Source organism: Buchnera aphidicola (Cavariella theobaldi) (assembly GCF_964059165.1).
Lineage (GTDB): Bacteria > Pseudomonadota > Gammaproteobacteria > Enterobacterales > Enterobacteriaceae > Buchnera > Buchnera aphidicola_BO.
This window is the reverse complement of record NZ_OZ060413.1, coordinates 346,857-363,136: the sequence shown is the minus strand read 5'-3', so window position 1 is coordinate 363,136 and position 16,280 is coordinate 346,857. Positions and strand designations below refer to the sequence as shown.

15 protein-coding genes are annotated in these 16,280 nt (G+C 24.2%); 3 read left to right on the top strand and 12 right to left on the bottom strand.

Annotated elements, in window-relative coordinates; all coding sequences use genetic code 11:
• Positions 1 to 67 precede the first annotated feature (67 nt).
• Both pncB and asnS read left to right on the top strand, forming a co-directional pair.
• The gene (gene pncB / locus AB4W59_RS01595) at positions 68 to 1,255 is read left to right on the top strand and encodes a nicotinate phosphoribosyltransferase (RefSeq protein WP_367672921.1); all 1,188 of its coding nucleotides are present in this window, start codon (positions 68 to 70) and stop codon (positions 1,253 to 1,255) included.
• Between the two features lie 179 nt (positions 1,256 to 1,434).
• Positions 1,435 to 2,835, top strand: a complete 1,401-nt coding sequence (gene asnS / locus AB4W59_RS01590) for an asparagine--tRNA ligase (RefSeq protein WP_367672920.1) — start codon at positions 1,435 to 1,437, stop codon at positions 2,833 to 2,835.
• A gap of 673 nt (positions 2,836 to 3,508) precedes the next feature.
• Here asnS and AB4W59_RS01585 read toward each other — a convergent pair.
• The 11 genes from AB4W59_RS01585 to AB4W59_RS01535 form a co-directional block, all read right to left on the bottom strand.
• Positions 3,509 to 3,853, bottom strand: a complete 345-nt coding sequence (locus AB4W59_RS01585; RefSeq protein ID WP_367672919.1) for a histidine triad nucleotide-binding protein — start codon at positions 3,851 to 3,853, stop codon at positions 3,509 to 3,511.
• Positions 3,854 to 3,930: 77 nt separating this feature from the next.
• Positions 3,931 to 5,364: a PTS glucose transporter subunit IIBC gene (gene ptsG, locus AB4W59_RS01580; RefSeq protein WP_367672918.1), complete on the bottom strand. Its 1,434-nt coding sequence runs from the start codon at positions 5,362 to 5,364 to the stop codon at positions 3,931 to 3,933.
• Between the two features lie 74 nt (positions 5,365 to 5,438).
• Positions 5,439 to 6,212, bottom strand: a complete 774-nt coding sequence (locus tag AB4W59_RS01575; RefSeq protein WP_367672917.1) for a TatD family hydrolase — start codon at positions 6,210 to 6,212, stop codon at positions 5,439 to 5,441.
• 21 nt (positions 6,213 to 6,233) lie between these two features.
• Positions 6,234 to 7,247: a DNA polymerase III subunit delta' C-terminal domain-containing protein gene (locus AB4W59_RS01570; protein WP_367672916.1), complete on the bottom strand. Its 1,014-nt coding sequence runs from the start codon at positions 7,245 to 7,247 to the stop codon at positions 6,234 to 6,236.
• Positions 7,235 to 7,861, bottom strand: coding sequence for a dTMP kinase (gene tmk, locus AB4W59_RS01565; RefSeq protein ID WP_367672915.1), 627 nt, complete (start codon positions 7,859 to 7,861; stop codon positions 7,235 to 7,237). Before tmk ends, AB4W59_RS01570 begins: the two co-directional genes overlap by 13 nt.
• A 90-nt stretch (positions 7,862 to 7,951) precedes the next feature.
• Positions 7,952 to 8,197 carry an acyl carrier protein gene (gene acpP, locus AB4W59_RS01560; RefSeq protein ID WP_367672914.1) on the bottom strand — a complete coding sequence of 82 codons (246 nt, stop codon included), beginning with the start codon at positions 8,195 to 8,197 and terminating at the stop codon, positions 7,952 to 7,954.
• Between the two features lie 47 nt (positions 8,198 to 8,244).
• Entirely contained in the window at positions 8,245 to 8,979 is a 735-nt protein-coding gene (fabG, locus tag AB4W59_RS01555; RefSeq protein WP_367672913.1) for a 3-oxoacyl-[acyl-carrier-protein] reductase, read from the bottom strand.
• A complete protein-coding gene (locus tag AB4W59_RS01550; protein ID WP_367672912.1) occupies positions 8,979 to 9,341 on the bottom strand; it encodes an ACP S-malonyltransferase in 363 nt (120 codons plus the stop codon). The genes fabG and AB4W59_RS01550 overlap by 1 nt, the downstream gene beginning before the upstream one ends.
• Positions 9,342 to 9,454: 113 nt before the next feature.
• Positions 9,455 to 9,919: an ACP S-malonyltransferase gene (locus AB4W59_RS01545; protein WP_367672911.1), complete on the bottom strand. Its 465-nt coding sequence runs from the start codon at positions 9,917 to 9,919 to the stop codon at positions 9,455 to 9,457.
• Between the two features lie 162 nt (positions 9,920 to 10,081).
• The gene (rpmF, locus tag AB4W59_RS01540; RefSeq protein ID WP_367672910.1) at positions 10,082 to 10,246 is read right to left on the bottom strand and encodes a 50S ribosomal protein L32; all 165 of its coding nucleotides are present in this window, start codon (positions 10,244 to 10,246) and stop codon (positions 10,082 to 10,084) included.
• Between the two features lie 150 nt (positions 10,247 to 10,396).
• Positions 10,397 to 11,344 carry an RluA family pseudouridine synthase gene (locus AB4W59_RS01535; RefSeq protein ID WP_367672909.1) on the bottom strand — a complete coding sequence of 316 codons (948 nt, stop codon included), beginning with the start codon at positions 11,342 to 11,344 and terminating at the stop codon, positions 10,397 to 10,399.
• Between the two features lie 383 nt (positions 11,345 to 11,727).
• On the opposite strand from AB4W59_RS01535, the gene rne reads away from it, so the two are divergent.
• A complete protein-coding gene (gene rne, locus AB4W59_RS01530; RefSeq protein ID WP_367672908.1) occupies positions 11,728 to 14,499 on the top strand; it encodes a ribonuclease E in 2,772 nt (923 codons plus the stop codon).
• A gap of 91 nt (positions 14,500 to 14,590) precedes the next feature.
• Here rne and AB4W59_RS01525 read toward each other — a convergent pair whose 3' ends face one another.
• A complete protein-coding gene (locus AB4W59_RS01525) occupies positions 14,591 to 16,234 on the bottom strand; it encodes a FlgK family flagellar hook-associated protein (protein WP_367672907.1) in 1,644 nt (547 codons plus the stop codon).
• Positions 16,235 to 16,280 lie beyond the last annotated feature (46 nt).

Genomic DNA, 16,280 nt, shown 5'->3' with positions numbered 1-16,280 from the left:
ATTTTTATAGTATAAATATAAATATAAAATATATAATATGTAAAAATATTTATAAAAAGTAAATATCATGAAAATATATAATTATCCTATAGTAAAAACATTACTTGATACTGATGCTTATAAAATTCATATGCAACAAGCAGTTTTTTATCATTATAAGAATACAACGGTGGTAGCAGAATTAATTTGTAGAGGAGATAATATATTAGGTTGTTATAGTGATATTTTATTAAAGCAAATCAAAATGATGACATCTTTATTTTTAAGTCATGAAGAATATATATATCTAAAATCTTTTCCATTTTTTAAACATGAATATTTGAATTGGCTTAAACAATTTCGCTATAATATTTCACAAGTTAAAATTAACAATTATTGTGGTCAATTACATATTCGTATTAGTGGTTTATGGAAGGAAGTTATTTTATGGGAGGTTCCCATTTTAGCTCTTATTAGTGAAGTGTTTTATAAAATTTCTTATCCTCATATTACTCCAAAAATTGCAGTACATTATTTAGATTCTAAACTAAAAAAATTTTATCATGATACTAAATTTTTAGATTTATCTCGTTTAAAAATTGTTGATTTTGGTACTAGAAGAAGATTTTCTTATGATGTTCAATATTCTATTGTTAAAAGATTGAAAGAAAATTTTCCTTTTTTAACTGGTTCTAGTAATTATCATATAGCTCGTATATTAAAATTGTCACCAGTTGGAACTCAATCACACGAGTGGTTTCAAGCTCATCAGCAAATTAGCATTAATTTAGCTAATAGTCAAATTTTAGCTTTACATATGTGGTTATATCAGTATCAGCATCATTTATCTATTGCACTTACAGATTGTATTTCTATGGATGCTTTTTTACGTGATTTTAATTTTTATTTTTCTCGTCTTTATCAAGGATTAAGGCATGATTCAGGCGATCCAATTATTTGGGGAGAAAAAGCGATTCAACATTATCAACGTTTAGGTATTGATCCTGGTACTAAAACATTACTTTTTTCAGACAATTTAAATTTTCACACAATGATTTCTATTTATAAAAAATTTCATAATAGAATTAATATAATATTTGGGATGGGTACAATATTAACTTGTGATATTCCTTATGTAAAGCCGTTAAATATTGTAATTAAATTAGTAAAATGTAATGGCTATCCTGTAGCTAAGTTATCTGATAGCCCCGGTAAAACTTTTTGTTTAGATAATCACTTTATAGAATCTTTATATAAAGCGTTTAATTTACCGTAAATTATTTTTAGTTAATATTTAATATTGGTATTTAACAAAAATATAAATCATGTATATTATACAATTAATATTGAATAAGAAAATATATATCTATAAAAATTTCCTGAAAATATTTATTTAATTATTTAAACATTAATTATTTTGATAGATTATTAATAATAAAATGACAGGAAGTAGTAATGAAAATAGCATCAGTATTAGAAATTTTACAAGATAATATTATGATTAATAGCACTATTACAATATTTGGATGGATTAAAAATCGTCGTGATTCTAAATCCGGATTTTCTTTTCTTACTATTAATGATGGTTCTTCCTTATATACTATACAAATCATCGCTATTAACACATTGTCTAATTATTACAAAGAAATATTGCATTTGACTGTTGGTTGTTCAGTGCAAATTACTGGAATATTAGTACTTTCTATTGGAAAAAAACAAAAATATGAGATTAAAGCTAAAAAAATTATAATATTAGGTTGGATTGAAAACCCAAACAATTATCCTATGTCCGCAAAAAAGCATAGCATAGAATATTTAAGAGAATTTGCACATTTAAGATCGAGAACGAATTTAATTGGAGTAATATCACGTATAAGAAATACATTATTTCAAGTTATACATAAATTTCTCTCTGAAAATGGTTATTTATGGATTCCAACACCTATTATTACAGGATTAAATACTGAGGGTGCAGGAGAAATGTTTCGTGTTTCTACACTAAATATAGATGATATTAATAATAATAAAAATGATACTATTGATTACAAGAAAGATTTTTTTGGAAAAGAATCATTTTTAACGGTTTCTGGACAGTTAACGTTAGAAGCTTATGCATGTTCCTTATCGAAAGTATATAATTTTGGACCAACTTTTCGAGCAGAAAATTCCAATACTAGTCGTCATTTAGCAGAATTTTGGATGTTAGAAGTGGAATCAGCTTTTATGACATTAAATGAAATAGCAAATTTTGCTGAAAAAATGTTAAAATATATTTGTGAATATTTATTACAACATGCTACATCAGACATTAATTTTTTGAAGAATAATATTGATTTTAATATTATTTCTCGTTTGGAATCATTTTTACATATGAATTTTATACGATTGGAATATAAAGATGCTGTAAGTATTTTATTAAATTCTAAAAAATTATTTAATGAACCAGTTTTTTTTGGTATGGATATGTCTTCTGAACATGAACGTTATCTTGTAGAAAAACATTTTAAAATTCCAGTGATTATATTAAATTATCCTAAAAAGTTAAAAGCCTTTTATATGCGACTAAACGATGATCAAGAAACTGTATCTGCAATGGATATATTAGTTCCTGGTATCGGTGAATTAATAGGTGGATCTCAACGTGAAGATCGTATTTCTATATTAGATCAACGTATATTAGAAGCTGGATTAAACAAGAAAGATTACTGGTGGTATCGTGATTTACGTAGATATGGAAGTGTTCCGCATTCGGGATTTGGTATGGGTTTTGAAAGGTTAATTTCTTATTTTACCGGGATTTCTAATGTAAGAGATGTCATTCCCTTTCCAAGAACAGTACGTAATGCAGATTTTTAAGAAAAAAATAAACAGTGTTTTCTATATACTAAAGTAATATTATTTTTTAATACGACATGTATAATAACATATTTTATTTTTATATTAAACATTAATTTTATTTTATATAAAATTTTAAATAATATTATTTTTGTACAGAATATAACTATTTTTTAATATATAAAATATTTTCATTATATTAATAATTTTATTATGAATCATAACAGATTAAATATTATTCAATAATGATAAAAAGTTATAAAATTTTGTATATATTATAAATAATATTATGTAGATCTCGTTATATTTTTTAAAAATATATTTAATTTTTTAGATTATAAAAATCATATGTATATTAAAAAAATTTTTAGAATATTAATTCTAACATAAGTTTAAATAAAAAAAAATAAGAGTGGCACTTTTATTTTATTAAAATTAAAAAAATTTTTTGTAATAATTAAATATATATAATTATAAAATACGTTCAAGTGCCACTACTTTATATTTTTTATTGAATATTATTAGAAAGAGATACAAAACAACATTTGTCTTAGATATTAAATATTTTATTTTTAAAATTACAAATAATAATACATCATTTATATATAAACATAATTATATTTATAATTTCAGAATATACACTTAATAAGTTTTTGAACTACTATTTGAATTATATAAAAATCATTAAAATATATTAACACATTTTTCCAAGTTTTTTACCTCCCAATAAATGCATATGTAAATAATTTATTTCCTGCCCTCCATTTTTATTACAATTAATAATTATTCTGTATCCATCTTGATCAATTTTTTCTTTTTTGGCAACAATAGTAGAAATATAAAACATATGCCCTAATATATAGCAATTTTCTTTATTAATTTCATTAGCACATGAGATAAAAATATTAGGTATTATTAATATATGTGTAGGTGCAATAGGTTTTATATCTTTAAAAGCTGTTAAGATTTCATCTTGATATACAATATCTGATGGAATGGTTTTTTTAATGATTTTCTCAAAAATATTGTTATTTTTCATGTAAATCCTGCATTTATTTAATAAATATAGTTATATTAAATTATTTTTTAAAATTTTTAATACAACATATAATATATTTATCTGTGATGCATATATTCATCCATAGCAGTTTTAATATTTTCGGATTTAGTTCCAAATACTATTTGTACTCCTGATCCGGAAATAAAAACTCCAACTGCACCTAGATTGTTTAAATCATTTTTATTAATTTTTGATATTTCTATAACAGTTACTCGTAGTCTAGTGATGCATGCATCTAAATTGTGAATATTTTTTTTTCCACCTAAAGCATCAATAATATATGGCGCTATTTCAGAATTGCTTTTAGTGAAAATATTTTTTTTAATTATTTCTCGTCCTGGTGTTTTTAAGTTCATTTTTATAATGAATAAATAAAATATTATATAGTATAAAATACTATACATGATTCCTACTATAGGAAAAAGTACAACATTATTGCTATTACCACTTAATATTATAAAATCTATAAAACCGTGAGAAAAACTAGTTCCTGCACGCATATTCAATAAAATACATAGCGGAAAAGATAAGCCTGCTAAAATAGAATGAAGGACATATAATATAGGAGCTACCAATATAAATGAAAATTCAATCGGTTCAGTAATACCGGTTAAAAAAGCAGTTAATGCTGCGGAAAGCATAATACTTCCGATTTTTGCTCTATTTTCTTTGTTGGCTGCATGCCAAATAGCTATAGCAGCGCCAGGTAATCCATACATTTTAAAAATAAATCCTCCTGATAAATTTCCAGCTGTTGCATCACCGGCCATATACCTTGCTATATCTCCATGAAAAATTTGTCCAAGACTATTTTGATATTCTCCAATTTGCATTTGAAATGGAACGTTCCATATATGATGTAACCCAAAAGGTACTAATGCTCTTTCTACTAAACCATAAATACCAAAAGCTAACATGGGATTTTGATATGCCGCCCATTGAGAAAAAATTTGAATTATAGAACCAATCGGAGGCCAAATAATAGCCATTATTGATCCGATTATTATTGCTGATAGTCCGGAAATAATAGGAATAAATCTTTTTCCTGAAAAAAAACCTAAATATTCAGGTAATTGAATCCGATAAAATGTGTTAAACATATATGCTGCTATAGCACCAGAGACGATACCTCCTAATATACCAGTATCAGATAAATGCTCGTGTTGTATTTCTTCTATAGTTTTATGTAAAAAAATTGGCTCTATCACAGATAAGGTTTTAATAAAAATACTATAAGCAATGACTGCAGCTAATGCAGCAACACCATCGTTTTTAGTGAAGCCAAGTGCAATGCCAATGGCAAAAATTAAAGGCATATTATTGAAGACAGAACCACCTGTTTGCGCCATAATTTGTGAAATTATTTCTGGTATATATCGAAAATTAGCTGAACCGATTCCTAACAATATACCAGCAATAGGGAGAACAGAAACAGGTAACATCAATGATTTACCAATCTTTTGAAGGTGCGCAAAAGTATTTTGAAACATATTTTAAAAAACTCCAATATATATAATATATAATACAATTTATTTTTTTTAAAAGATATTTATTGTATATATAATTATATATTAAATAGTGTATAAAAATTTTTTGTTGTAATATATGCTAGGTATTCAAGATCTATCTTTTTTAAGATAGAAATATTTTTTGCTATATTCAATAAATATGCTGGTTGATTTTCTTTTCCTCTATAAGGTACTGGTGCTAAATAAGGTGAATCAGTTTCTATTAATAAACGATCTAGTGGAATTTTTTTTATCGTTTCTTGAAGTAGAATAGAATTTTTGAAAGTAATAATACCAGAAAAAGAAAGATAAAAACCCATATCTAATAATTGACATGCTGATTTATAATTTTCTGTAAAACAATGTAATACACCGTAACACCCTTGATTGCTATATTCTTTTAATATTTTTAAGGTATCTTGTATGGCATTACGAGAATGTACAATAATTGGTTTTTTTAGAATAATAGCTATTTGAATATGTTTTCGAAAAAAATATTTTTGAATTTTTTTATTTTCTTCTGAACATTGATAATCTAATCCTGTTTCACCTAATGCAATTACTTTTTCACTTTGGGATAGTTTTTTTATTTGTTTTATTTTTTCTAATTCTGTATGACAATATAAAGGATGAATACCACACGAATAAAATATGGATGGATATTTTTTAAATAATTTTCTTATTATATAAAAATTTTCAACAGAAGTAGAAACGGTTAAAAATTTTTTTATATTACTTTGATATGATTTACGTAAAACATCATCTATATTTTTATGTATTATATTATAATTCAATTGATCAAGATGACAATGAGAATCAATTAATAACATAATTTTATCTCTTATATAAATTTAAGAAGTGAACGAAAAATTTAAAATTTTTTCCCATAATAACAATTGATCTAGTAATATCAGTTCATGATTAATACCAAGTATAGTGGTTAATCTATATTTACATTTTATCCACGCATGAATACTTTGATCTAAATGATAATCAGAATAGTTACGAGAAAGCATATCAATTAATGGCATTTGATCTAAATTACTAATATAATTTTTTTGATTAATATTAAACTTAATCGCATCAAATAATAACAAACATATCCAATTGATTTTAACAATAATATTATGATCGTTTAAAATCGATAACATATTTATTAAATTTTTATTTTTAAAAGAAAAAAAAATATTTTGAAAAAAATATATTCTTTCTTTCCATATTTCTCCATTAATAAAATTCTTTGCCGTAATAGGGCATCCTGCATTCACTCTTAATGCAGTTAAATATGATGTGTTATCGTTATTTTTTAATTCTTGATTTAACCATAATAAGCTTTTTTTTTCCATAGGAATAGGTAGGTTATATATAACACAACGACTACTTAATGTAGGGTATGAATACAGACAGTTATAATTTACAAGAAAAAACCAAGTATTCTTAGGTGGTTCTTCTATGATTTTTAATAAAGCGTTGACTGCTGACTCTGTTAGTTGATCAATATTTGATATAAAAATAATTTTGTTACCACCTCGCTGAGAGCATTGATAGATTTTATGTTGTATATTGTGAATATCAGTTACATTACATAGTTTATTTTTTTCTGTAATGATAGAATGCCAGTCAGGATGATTTTTTAACAGCATCATTTTACATCCGTAACATGAATAACATAATTTTTTGCCTACTCGATTTGAGCACAAAAGCCATGCACTAACATGCCAAATAAGTTCAAATACTCCTATACCCTGCATTGTATTTATTAAAATGGAATGGTGTGCTTTTTTCACTTGATGTTGTGTAATAATTATTTTATAAAGTTTTTTTAACCAAGGATACCATATCATATAAATTTTTATTGAAGCCATTTTAAAAGTTGATATTTTATATTTTTATTGACAGAGTCAATATTCATATTAGCATTAATGGTAATACTATTATTGTCTAATTTTATATTTTTTAAATAACTTTTTCTTGTTTTATAGAAAAAGTCTAAAGATCTACTTTCAATTTTGTCTAAAATATTTCTCTTAAATACTCTCTTTAACCCTATTTCAGGAAGAACATCTAAATAAATAGTAAGATCTGGGTCGAGATTATTGAATAAAAATTTTTTTAATATGATAATAAATTTTTTATCTATACCTAAACCTCCGCCTTGATAAGCAAATGAAGATAAATCATGTCTATCTGAAATAACCCATATACCATTTTTTAATGCAGGTACAATAATAGTTTGAACTAATTGCACGCGTGCTGCATACATTAGTAGAAGTTCTGTTTCTTTAACCATTTCTTCATTATAAAAATTTTTTTTTATAAGATGGCGTATTTCTTCTGAAATTAGCGTGCTGCCTGGTTGACGTACTAAAAGTATATTTTTAATATTTTTTTGTTTTAATATTTTTTTTATAAAAATACAAGCACTTGTTTTTCCCGCCCCTTCTAATCCTTCAATGACAATAAATTTATTTTTAATCATTATTTTATAACTCGATAAATTGAAAATAGTTATACATTAACGTTTTTTATATACTGTATATAGCATTGTTAAGCATAATGATTATAAATATTATTTTTTAATCAGAACATTTTTTTTTATATAATCGATTGATTCTTGTACAGTATTAATTTTTTGAGCGTCTTCATCCGTAATTTCTAAATTGAATTCATCTTCAAAAGCCATAATAAGTTCTACTTTATCGAGAGAATCTGCATTCATATCACTTTCAAAAGATAAATGATCATAGATTTTTTCTTTTTTAATATCTAATTTTTCAGCAATAATATTTTTTATTTTATTGTTAATATTATTCATTTTTATTCCATTTTAAAAGATAATTGTTTTTAAAAGTACTATATGATTTACATCATATACATACCGCCATTTACATGTAATGTATGGCCAGTGATATATGAAGATTTTTTAGAAGATAAAAATACTACAGCCTCTGCTATTTCTTCAACTGTGCCTAATCTTTTCATAGGAATATTAGATAAATGGCATTTATATTGATTGGGATTTAATGTTTGAGTCATATCTGTCTGAATAAAACCAGGCGCAACAATATTTACAGTAATACCTTTGGAAGCTACTTCTAAAGCTAATGATTTATTAAATCCTATAAGCCCTGATTTAGAAGAGCTATAGTTAATTTGCCCTTTATTACCCATATAACCAATGACGGAGCTAATAGTTATTATTCTCCCCGCTCTTTTTTTTATCATAGAATTGACGATAAGTTTAGATAGATAAAATATGGAAATAAGATTAATTTTAATTACATCTTCCCATTCTGCTTCAGTCATTTTTATTAATAAATTATCTTTTTTCACACCTGCATTATTGATAAGTATATCAATAATATATTTTTGACAATAAATGTTTTTGATTGTTTTAGTAATAGAATTGGTATCTCGTAAATTTAAAATAATACCAAAACCATAGTTTTTTAAATAATTATTAATTTTTTTTACTCCAGATAAGCTGGTTGCAGTACCTATTACGTAAATGCCTTTTTCAACGAATCTTTCAGCTATCGCTTTTCCTATTCCACGAGTAGCACCAGTCACTAGTGCAGTTTTTTTTCGAGTATTCATTATAGTCTTTTGTTAATTTTTTTAAAAGATATTAAAAAATTTTTAAAATTATTTGTACTTAATGTGGTAATCTTTTTATTTTTTTTGTTTATATTAGTTAATATTTTGTTAGGTCCTATTTCCAGCATGTAAAAAATATTTTTTGATAGCATACAATCAATTATTTCTTTCCATCTTACTGGGTTATACAGTTGTCGAATTAATGCATCTATAATATTTTTTTTTGATGTTTCAGATTTTACATCAACATTATTAATGATTGGTATTATTGGTGGATTAATGGTAATTTTATCTAATATTATTCTTAGCTTTTCACTAATAGGCCTCATTAATTGACAATGTGCAGGAATGTTGATATTCAAATTGTGTATAGATTTTGCGCCTTGTTTTTTACAGAATATACTAGCTTTTTGTACAGCTATTTTATCACCTGATATAACTATTTGAGTGGTTGAATTAATACTAGATAAAGATACTATATTATTATTTGAAAAAATAGAACATATATTTTTAACTTTTTTTTTTCTAAACCATTAATTGCATACATTGCTGTTGGTCGATGAATTGTAGATTTTTGCATTAATTCACCGCGCAAAAATACAATTTTAACTGCATCAGAAAATTTGAGTACATCTGAACATACTAATGCAGAGTATTCACCAAGACTATGTCCAGACATAAAAATCGGTGATTTTCCATTTTTTTGTTGCCAATATCTATATATTGATACTGATGCAGTTAGTATGATCACTTGTGTATATTTGCTAGTATTAATTGTTCTTTTAGGACCTTCTTTAGCTAATTTTAAAACGTCTATCCCGACATGATGAGAGGCTTCATCAAAAGTATTTTTAAAAATATAATGTTTATCGAAAAAAGAAGACAACATTCCTATATATTGAGCACCTTGTCCTGGAAATAACATTGCAAAAAAAGTCATGATAATCATCCTAATTACTTAATAAAATATATCATGTAAAATTTTTTTATTTTTTATGAAGATAATGTCGATATTGATATTCAATATTATATTGATATTGAGATCTATATAATATAGATCATTAATAATATATTAATGGCACGTTTTAAAAGTGCCATTTTTTTAAATAACTTTTTTTCCTCTATAATATCCATTTTTAGTAATATGATGACGAATATGTGTTTCTCCTGAATTTTTATCTACAGATAAAGTAGGTAATGATAAAAAATCATGAGAACGTCTTTTACCTCTTTTAGAACGAGTTGGTTTATTTTTTTGTACTGCCATATCAAAACTCTCTTTTTTATTATTAAATAAATATATAATATATTTTATATATCAATACTGACAATAGGATATCAAGATTTTAATACTCATATGAATACAATATTTATTAAATATTCAGTGTTTTACAATAATTAATATATATTAATCTTTTTAAAATTCTGGAAGAATATTTAAAAATTTTTCGAATTGAGCATCTAATGGTGCGATTATGTGCATTTTTTTACCATCACTAGGATGTATAAAGAACATTTTAAAAGAATGTAGCAATAATCTGTTTATATTTGTTATTTTTTTTATATTGATATCTAAATTATTTTTACCATAACGGTTATCAAATACTATAGGGTGTCCTGCATGTAAAGCATGTGCGCGAATTTGATGTGTACGACCAGTTTTGGGTATTATATGCATTAAAGTTGTTGCACAATATCTCCTCTTTATATTAAAGTATGTCTCTGAATATTTTCCATTTTTGTGAATAACGACTTTTTTAGGATGATTGATAGACTGAATTTTAAGCAAAGGTGCAGAAATTTTTTTTATATCTAAAGGCCATTTTCCATGTACTAATGCTATATATTCTTTTTTTATTTTTTTTTCTCTGAATTGTTTATGTAAATGACACAGTGATATTCTTTTTTTAGATAATATAAGAATGCCTGATGTGTCACGATCAATTCTATGAACTAATTCTAAAAAACCATTTAATGGACGTATATATCTAAAATATTCTATGACACCAAAATTAAGACCGCTACCTCCATGAACAGCTATACCAGATGGTTTATTAATAATTAATAAATAATTATCTTCATATATAATATTCTTTGATAAATCTGGAAATGAATTCTTATTAATAAAATTTTGTTTTTGTTTTTCTATGAGTATAGGTGGAATTCTTAATTTATCTCCAATATTTAATTTATAATATTGTTTTATTCTTCTTTTATTTATGCGTACTTGACCTGTTCTTATAATACGATAAATAACACTTTTGGGTATGTTTTTATATTTTTTTATTAAAAAATTATCTATGCGTTGATTTATCATATCCTCATTAATATATATATGGGATATAGGTAATATTTTATTTTTCATTAAAAAAATCTCTTTATTGAAGCAATTTTTTTAATTTTTTTAATTATAATATAATTATAAATATAAATATATGAATAATTATATTATATTAAATATTTTTAGAATTATACCAGGTTCAGATATTTTTTTGTTTGAAATCATCGAGATTATTAAATAAATTTGTATATTAAATACATTTTTTAATTTCATTTTATTTACAGAATATTCAGATTATTATTTTTTTATTTTATATATAAATTATATTATATATTTTATGTGACAACGTTTTTTATAAAAACACTTATTTTTATACATATTTTAAATAAAATAATAATAATTTTTAACAGTTTATATGTTTATTAATATATTAACTTATTTATAAAAATAAGAGAGAAAATGTTATAATGAAAAGAATGTTAATTAATGCAACTCAGGAAGAAGAGTTGCGTGTTGCTTTAGTTGATGGTCAGCGTTTATATGATCTGAATATAGAAAGTTCTGGATTTAAACAAAAAAAATCTAATATTTATAAAGGAAAAATTACTCGTATTGAACTTAGTTTAGAGGCAGTATTTGTAGATTATGGAGCAGAAAAAAACGGTTTTTTACCATTTAAAGATATTTGTAAAGAATGCTTTTTTGTAGATACAGTACCTCCTAAAGATTTTAATATAACAAAATTCTTAAAAGAAGGACAAGAAATTATTATACAAATAGATAAAGAAGAAAGAGGTAGAAAAGGAGCTGCTTTAACAACTTTTATTAGTTTAGCTGGTAGTTATTTAGTATTACTGCCTAATAATTTAAATTTATATGGTGTTTCTAGAAGAATTGAAGGTAATGATAGATTTATGTTAAAAGAGGCGCTTTTGTCTTTAAATATACCAAAAAGTATGGGAGTGATTATACGAACATCTAGCCTTGGACAATCGGTTAAATCTTTACAATTAGATCTATCCATTTTATTAAATAAGTGGAATACTATAAAAAAAATTGCAAAAAAAAAAATAGCACCCTCTTTAATATATCAAGAAAGTAATATTATTTTTCGTGCGTTTAGAGATTATTTACGAAAAGATATTGGTGAAATTTTGATAGACAATGTAAAGATATTGAATCTTGCTCATGAACATATGATTGTTCTGGGTCGTGTAGAATTTTTAAAGAAAATAAAATTATATACAGGATCAGTTCCTCTTTTTAGTTATTATCAAATTGAATCACAAATTCATTCTGCTTATCAAAGAAAAGTTAGACTTCCATCAGGAGGATCAATTATTGTTGATAGTACTGAAGCTTTAACAGCTATTGATATTAATTCCTCTCGCTCTAAGAAAGGTGCAGATATTGAATCTACCGCTTTTAACACTAATCTTGAAGCAGTGTATGAGATTTCTCGACAATTAAGATTACGTGATTTGGGGGGATTGATTGTAATTGATTTTATAGATATGAGTCCTATTAATCATCAAAAAACTATTGAAGATAGATTACGTGAAGTTGTTCGTGAAGACCGGGCTCGTGTTCAAGTGGGAAAAATTTCTCAATTCGGTTTATTGGAAATGTCAAGACAAAGATTAAGTTCTTCTTTAGGAGAATCTAGTCATCATATTTGTCCTAGATGTCAGGGTACTGGTGCAATTAGAGACAATGAATCATTGTCTTTATCAATCTTAAGATTAATTGAAGAAGAAGCTTTAAAAAACAACACATACGAAGTACATGCTATTGTTCCTATAGAAATAGCTTGTTATTTGCTTAATGAAAAAAGAAATGAAGTGTATGCAATTGAAAAACGACAATCTGGTGGAAAAACTATTATTATTCCTAATAAAAATATGAAAACTCCTCATTATTCTGTTTTTAGAACCAAAAAAGGAGAGATGACCAGGTCTATGAGTTACGATCGAGTTCAGTGTCGAAATAATAATATTACTTCTTATATAAAAAAAGATTTTTTAGAGAAAAAAAATAAAGAAAATTGTTTAATAAATAATTTTCACACAAAAAATAATAATTACGAAGATATTACTATTCAAAAAGAACATGGTTTTATACATGATAATTATTTTTTAACAATCTTTAGATATTTATCATACTATAAAGTTACTATTAGAAAAATAGTATCTTGGGTAAAAAATTTTTTTTTAATAAAAAATATTTTTTTTAATAAAAAAAAAATATTATTACCAGATAGTATCTACAGTAAAAATTTTAATATTTCGACAATGGTATTAAATGATAAAAACATAAACAATAATATATATAGAAAAAAGATGCGATATCATTTTTTATACGATATATATCTAAACATTAAAAAAAATTATATTTTTTTTCAAATAAAGAAAATAAAGGAAAAATATCAAATATTTCTAAGAAAACCAATAAAAAAAAATATTTTTAATCAATATTATATAAAAAATATAAAATTAAAAAATTATTTATTGTTTGAGTATCAAAATAGTAGAGAAAAATTTTATCTTAATGATACAGTTGATTTTCATAGTTTTATACCTTGTTCCAGAATTGATCAAAAATCTAATTTTTTTCGTATCGGCACTCCACAATACGGATATAAGAATAGTGATATTATTTGTTCATCAATCACTGTTATCACTAAACGGTTGTTAAAAGAACTATCTTTGAATACAAGTTATAATAATAATTTATTGATCATGTTAAATCGAAAAATAAGCAATAGTATTACTATTAATCCAAAAAAACTAAAATCTCAATCAATCCTTATAAATGACAAATTGTTTATAAAAAATAATATTTTTTTTATCATGTTATATCAGAGAATTTTTTTTTCTTATCATTTTTCTCAAATTAAAAAATATAAAGATTATATCAATGTTCATAAAAATCATTTTATAGAAAGTAATATAAAAAAATATTATTTACATAATAAGAAATTCATTACAACAGAAGAAAAAAATAAACGTTATATAGAAAAAAGAAGATTTTTTTTTGATACATCAATTAAAGAAAAAAATCAGATTCAACAAGCTAGCGCACCTGTAACCAAGGTTTCCAATGCAGTTGCATATAGCAAAAACAAATCTATCATGCATTCTAAATTATTGATTACTAAACCTTATCGTAAAATAAAAATTTTTTCAAAAGCTTATAATACAAAAAATCATTCTTATTCCCCTATTAAAAAAATAAAATAAATCAATATTAATATTTTATATTGTGAAAAAATAAAAACTTACTTTTTGAGTAAGTTTTTATTTTTTTAAAGATAAAATTAATTATTAATAATTAGTGAGATACTGAAAGCAATTCATTCAGAATTTTTTCTGCCATTTTTAATACTTTAGTATGAGCAATATAACATTTTTGTTGATAACTTAAAGTCTTGTAATCTGTTTCAATATTATTAGCCATTGATTTTTTCTTTTCAATGAAAACATCTTTTAATTTTTCTTTAAATTTCAGATTCTCTTCTAATATATGACGCTTGTGCACAACAGATTTAGTATAATTTTTATAAGATTCATCAAGTGTTTCAGATTGGTTAACCAACCAATCTTTATTTAATTTTTTCATTATTAAAGCATTATTATAATTTAATTGATTTTTATCTTTTGTTGATGAAAATGCAAAAGGAGAATTCTTTTTAATTGTTATTCTTAATTTATTAAATATTTTGTTATATGGTCTAATTTCATATAAATCACCATCTTTCGGTCTACTTTTAATATTTAATGTTATTCCATCAAATTCAAGACAGGTAAGAGGGTATTCATTTTTTTTCTTTTTTTCTGTTGGTTTAATATCTTGATTATCTAATAATCTTTTTACTGTCCATGTATCACCTTTAAAGGTCACTTCATAATCACTAGATTTTGCTTTACTACTAGAACTCCACATAGCTGATACTAATTCAGATGGTGCGCTCGCATGCGTAGAAATTACTTCTGGATTATCCCATTGGAAAATTTTTTCACCTAATTCTCCATCTTGGTCGTATCCAAGCATGTGATACGAATTAACACTATCAAGACAATTTAAAGATAATTGTCCAATTTTGTTACGAGTATTATATAAATCTTCTTTGCTAAATTTTAATAATGCACCTAAAGAACCGCTAGTTATAACAGGTTCTATTATATCAATTAATGAATTAGTGCTATTTTCATTTTGATATGCCACACTTATATACTGAGGATCATTTTGAGAAATAATAGAGATAAGATTAGTTTTGTTTTTATTATTTATAAGATATTTTCCATCAGATAAAGCTATTTTGTATTCTTTATTATTTTTTAATACTCTTGCGTCAATAATTGTTTGTAATGCAATTTCTAATTTTTCTCTTTTTTCTAGTGTTATTTTTTTTTTCTTTGTCATAACATCATCAGGAAAACATGCAAGCTGTACATTTGCTTCTTGAATTTGATTAAGAATTTCGTTTATCTGATTAATGTTAGATTGGATAGCGTTTTTAGTCTCTGTCTCTAAAGCAGTCATTTTTTTGTCAAAGTCTCTCATTTCGACAATAATACTCGCTAACTTATCTTCTATAGTATCATTTATATGAGTATGATGTTTTATTACTATATCTTGTTCTATTTGATTATATAGATCATTAATCGTTTTATTAAATAAAGTAGATTTTTCACGTAATAAATTTTCTAATTTATTTAATTGAGAAATTTTTGTTTTTTGCGCGCTAATCTTAGTATTATTTTGTTGTTCTTCTGTTTTAAGAAAATCTAAATATTCATCATATACTTGTTTAGATTGTACGCCGGGATTTAAATCATGAGGATCAATATTGTTTTCTATTGATATTTGGTTTTCATTATTATATTGAGGAGATTTAATATGGTTTGCAGTATAATTAATGCTTTCTTGTACTGCATTCATTCCAGAAAGAGTTGATGTTATAATGGAACTCATAATCTTTTCCTTTTTTATATGATATTCTATTTATAATACTCTTTAA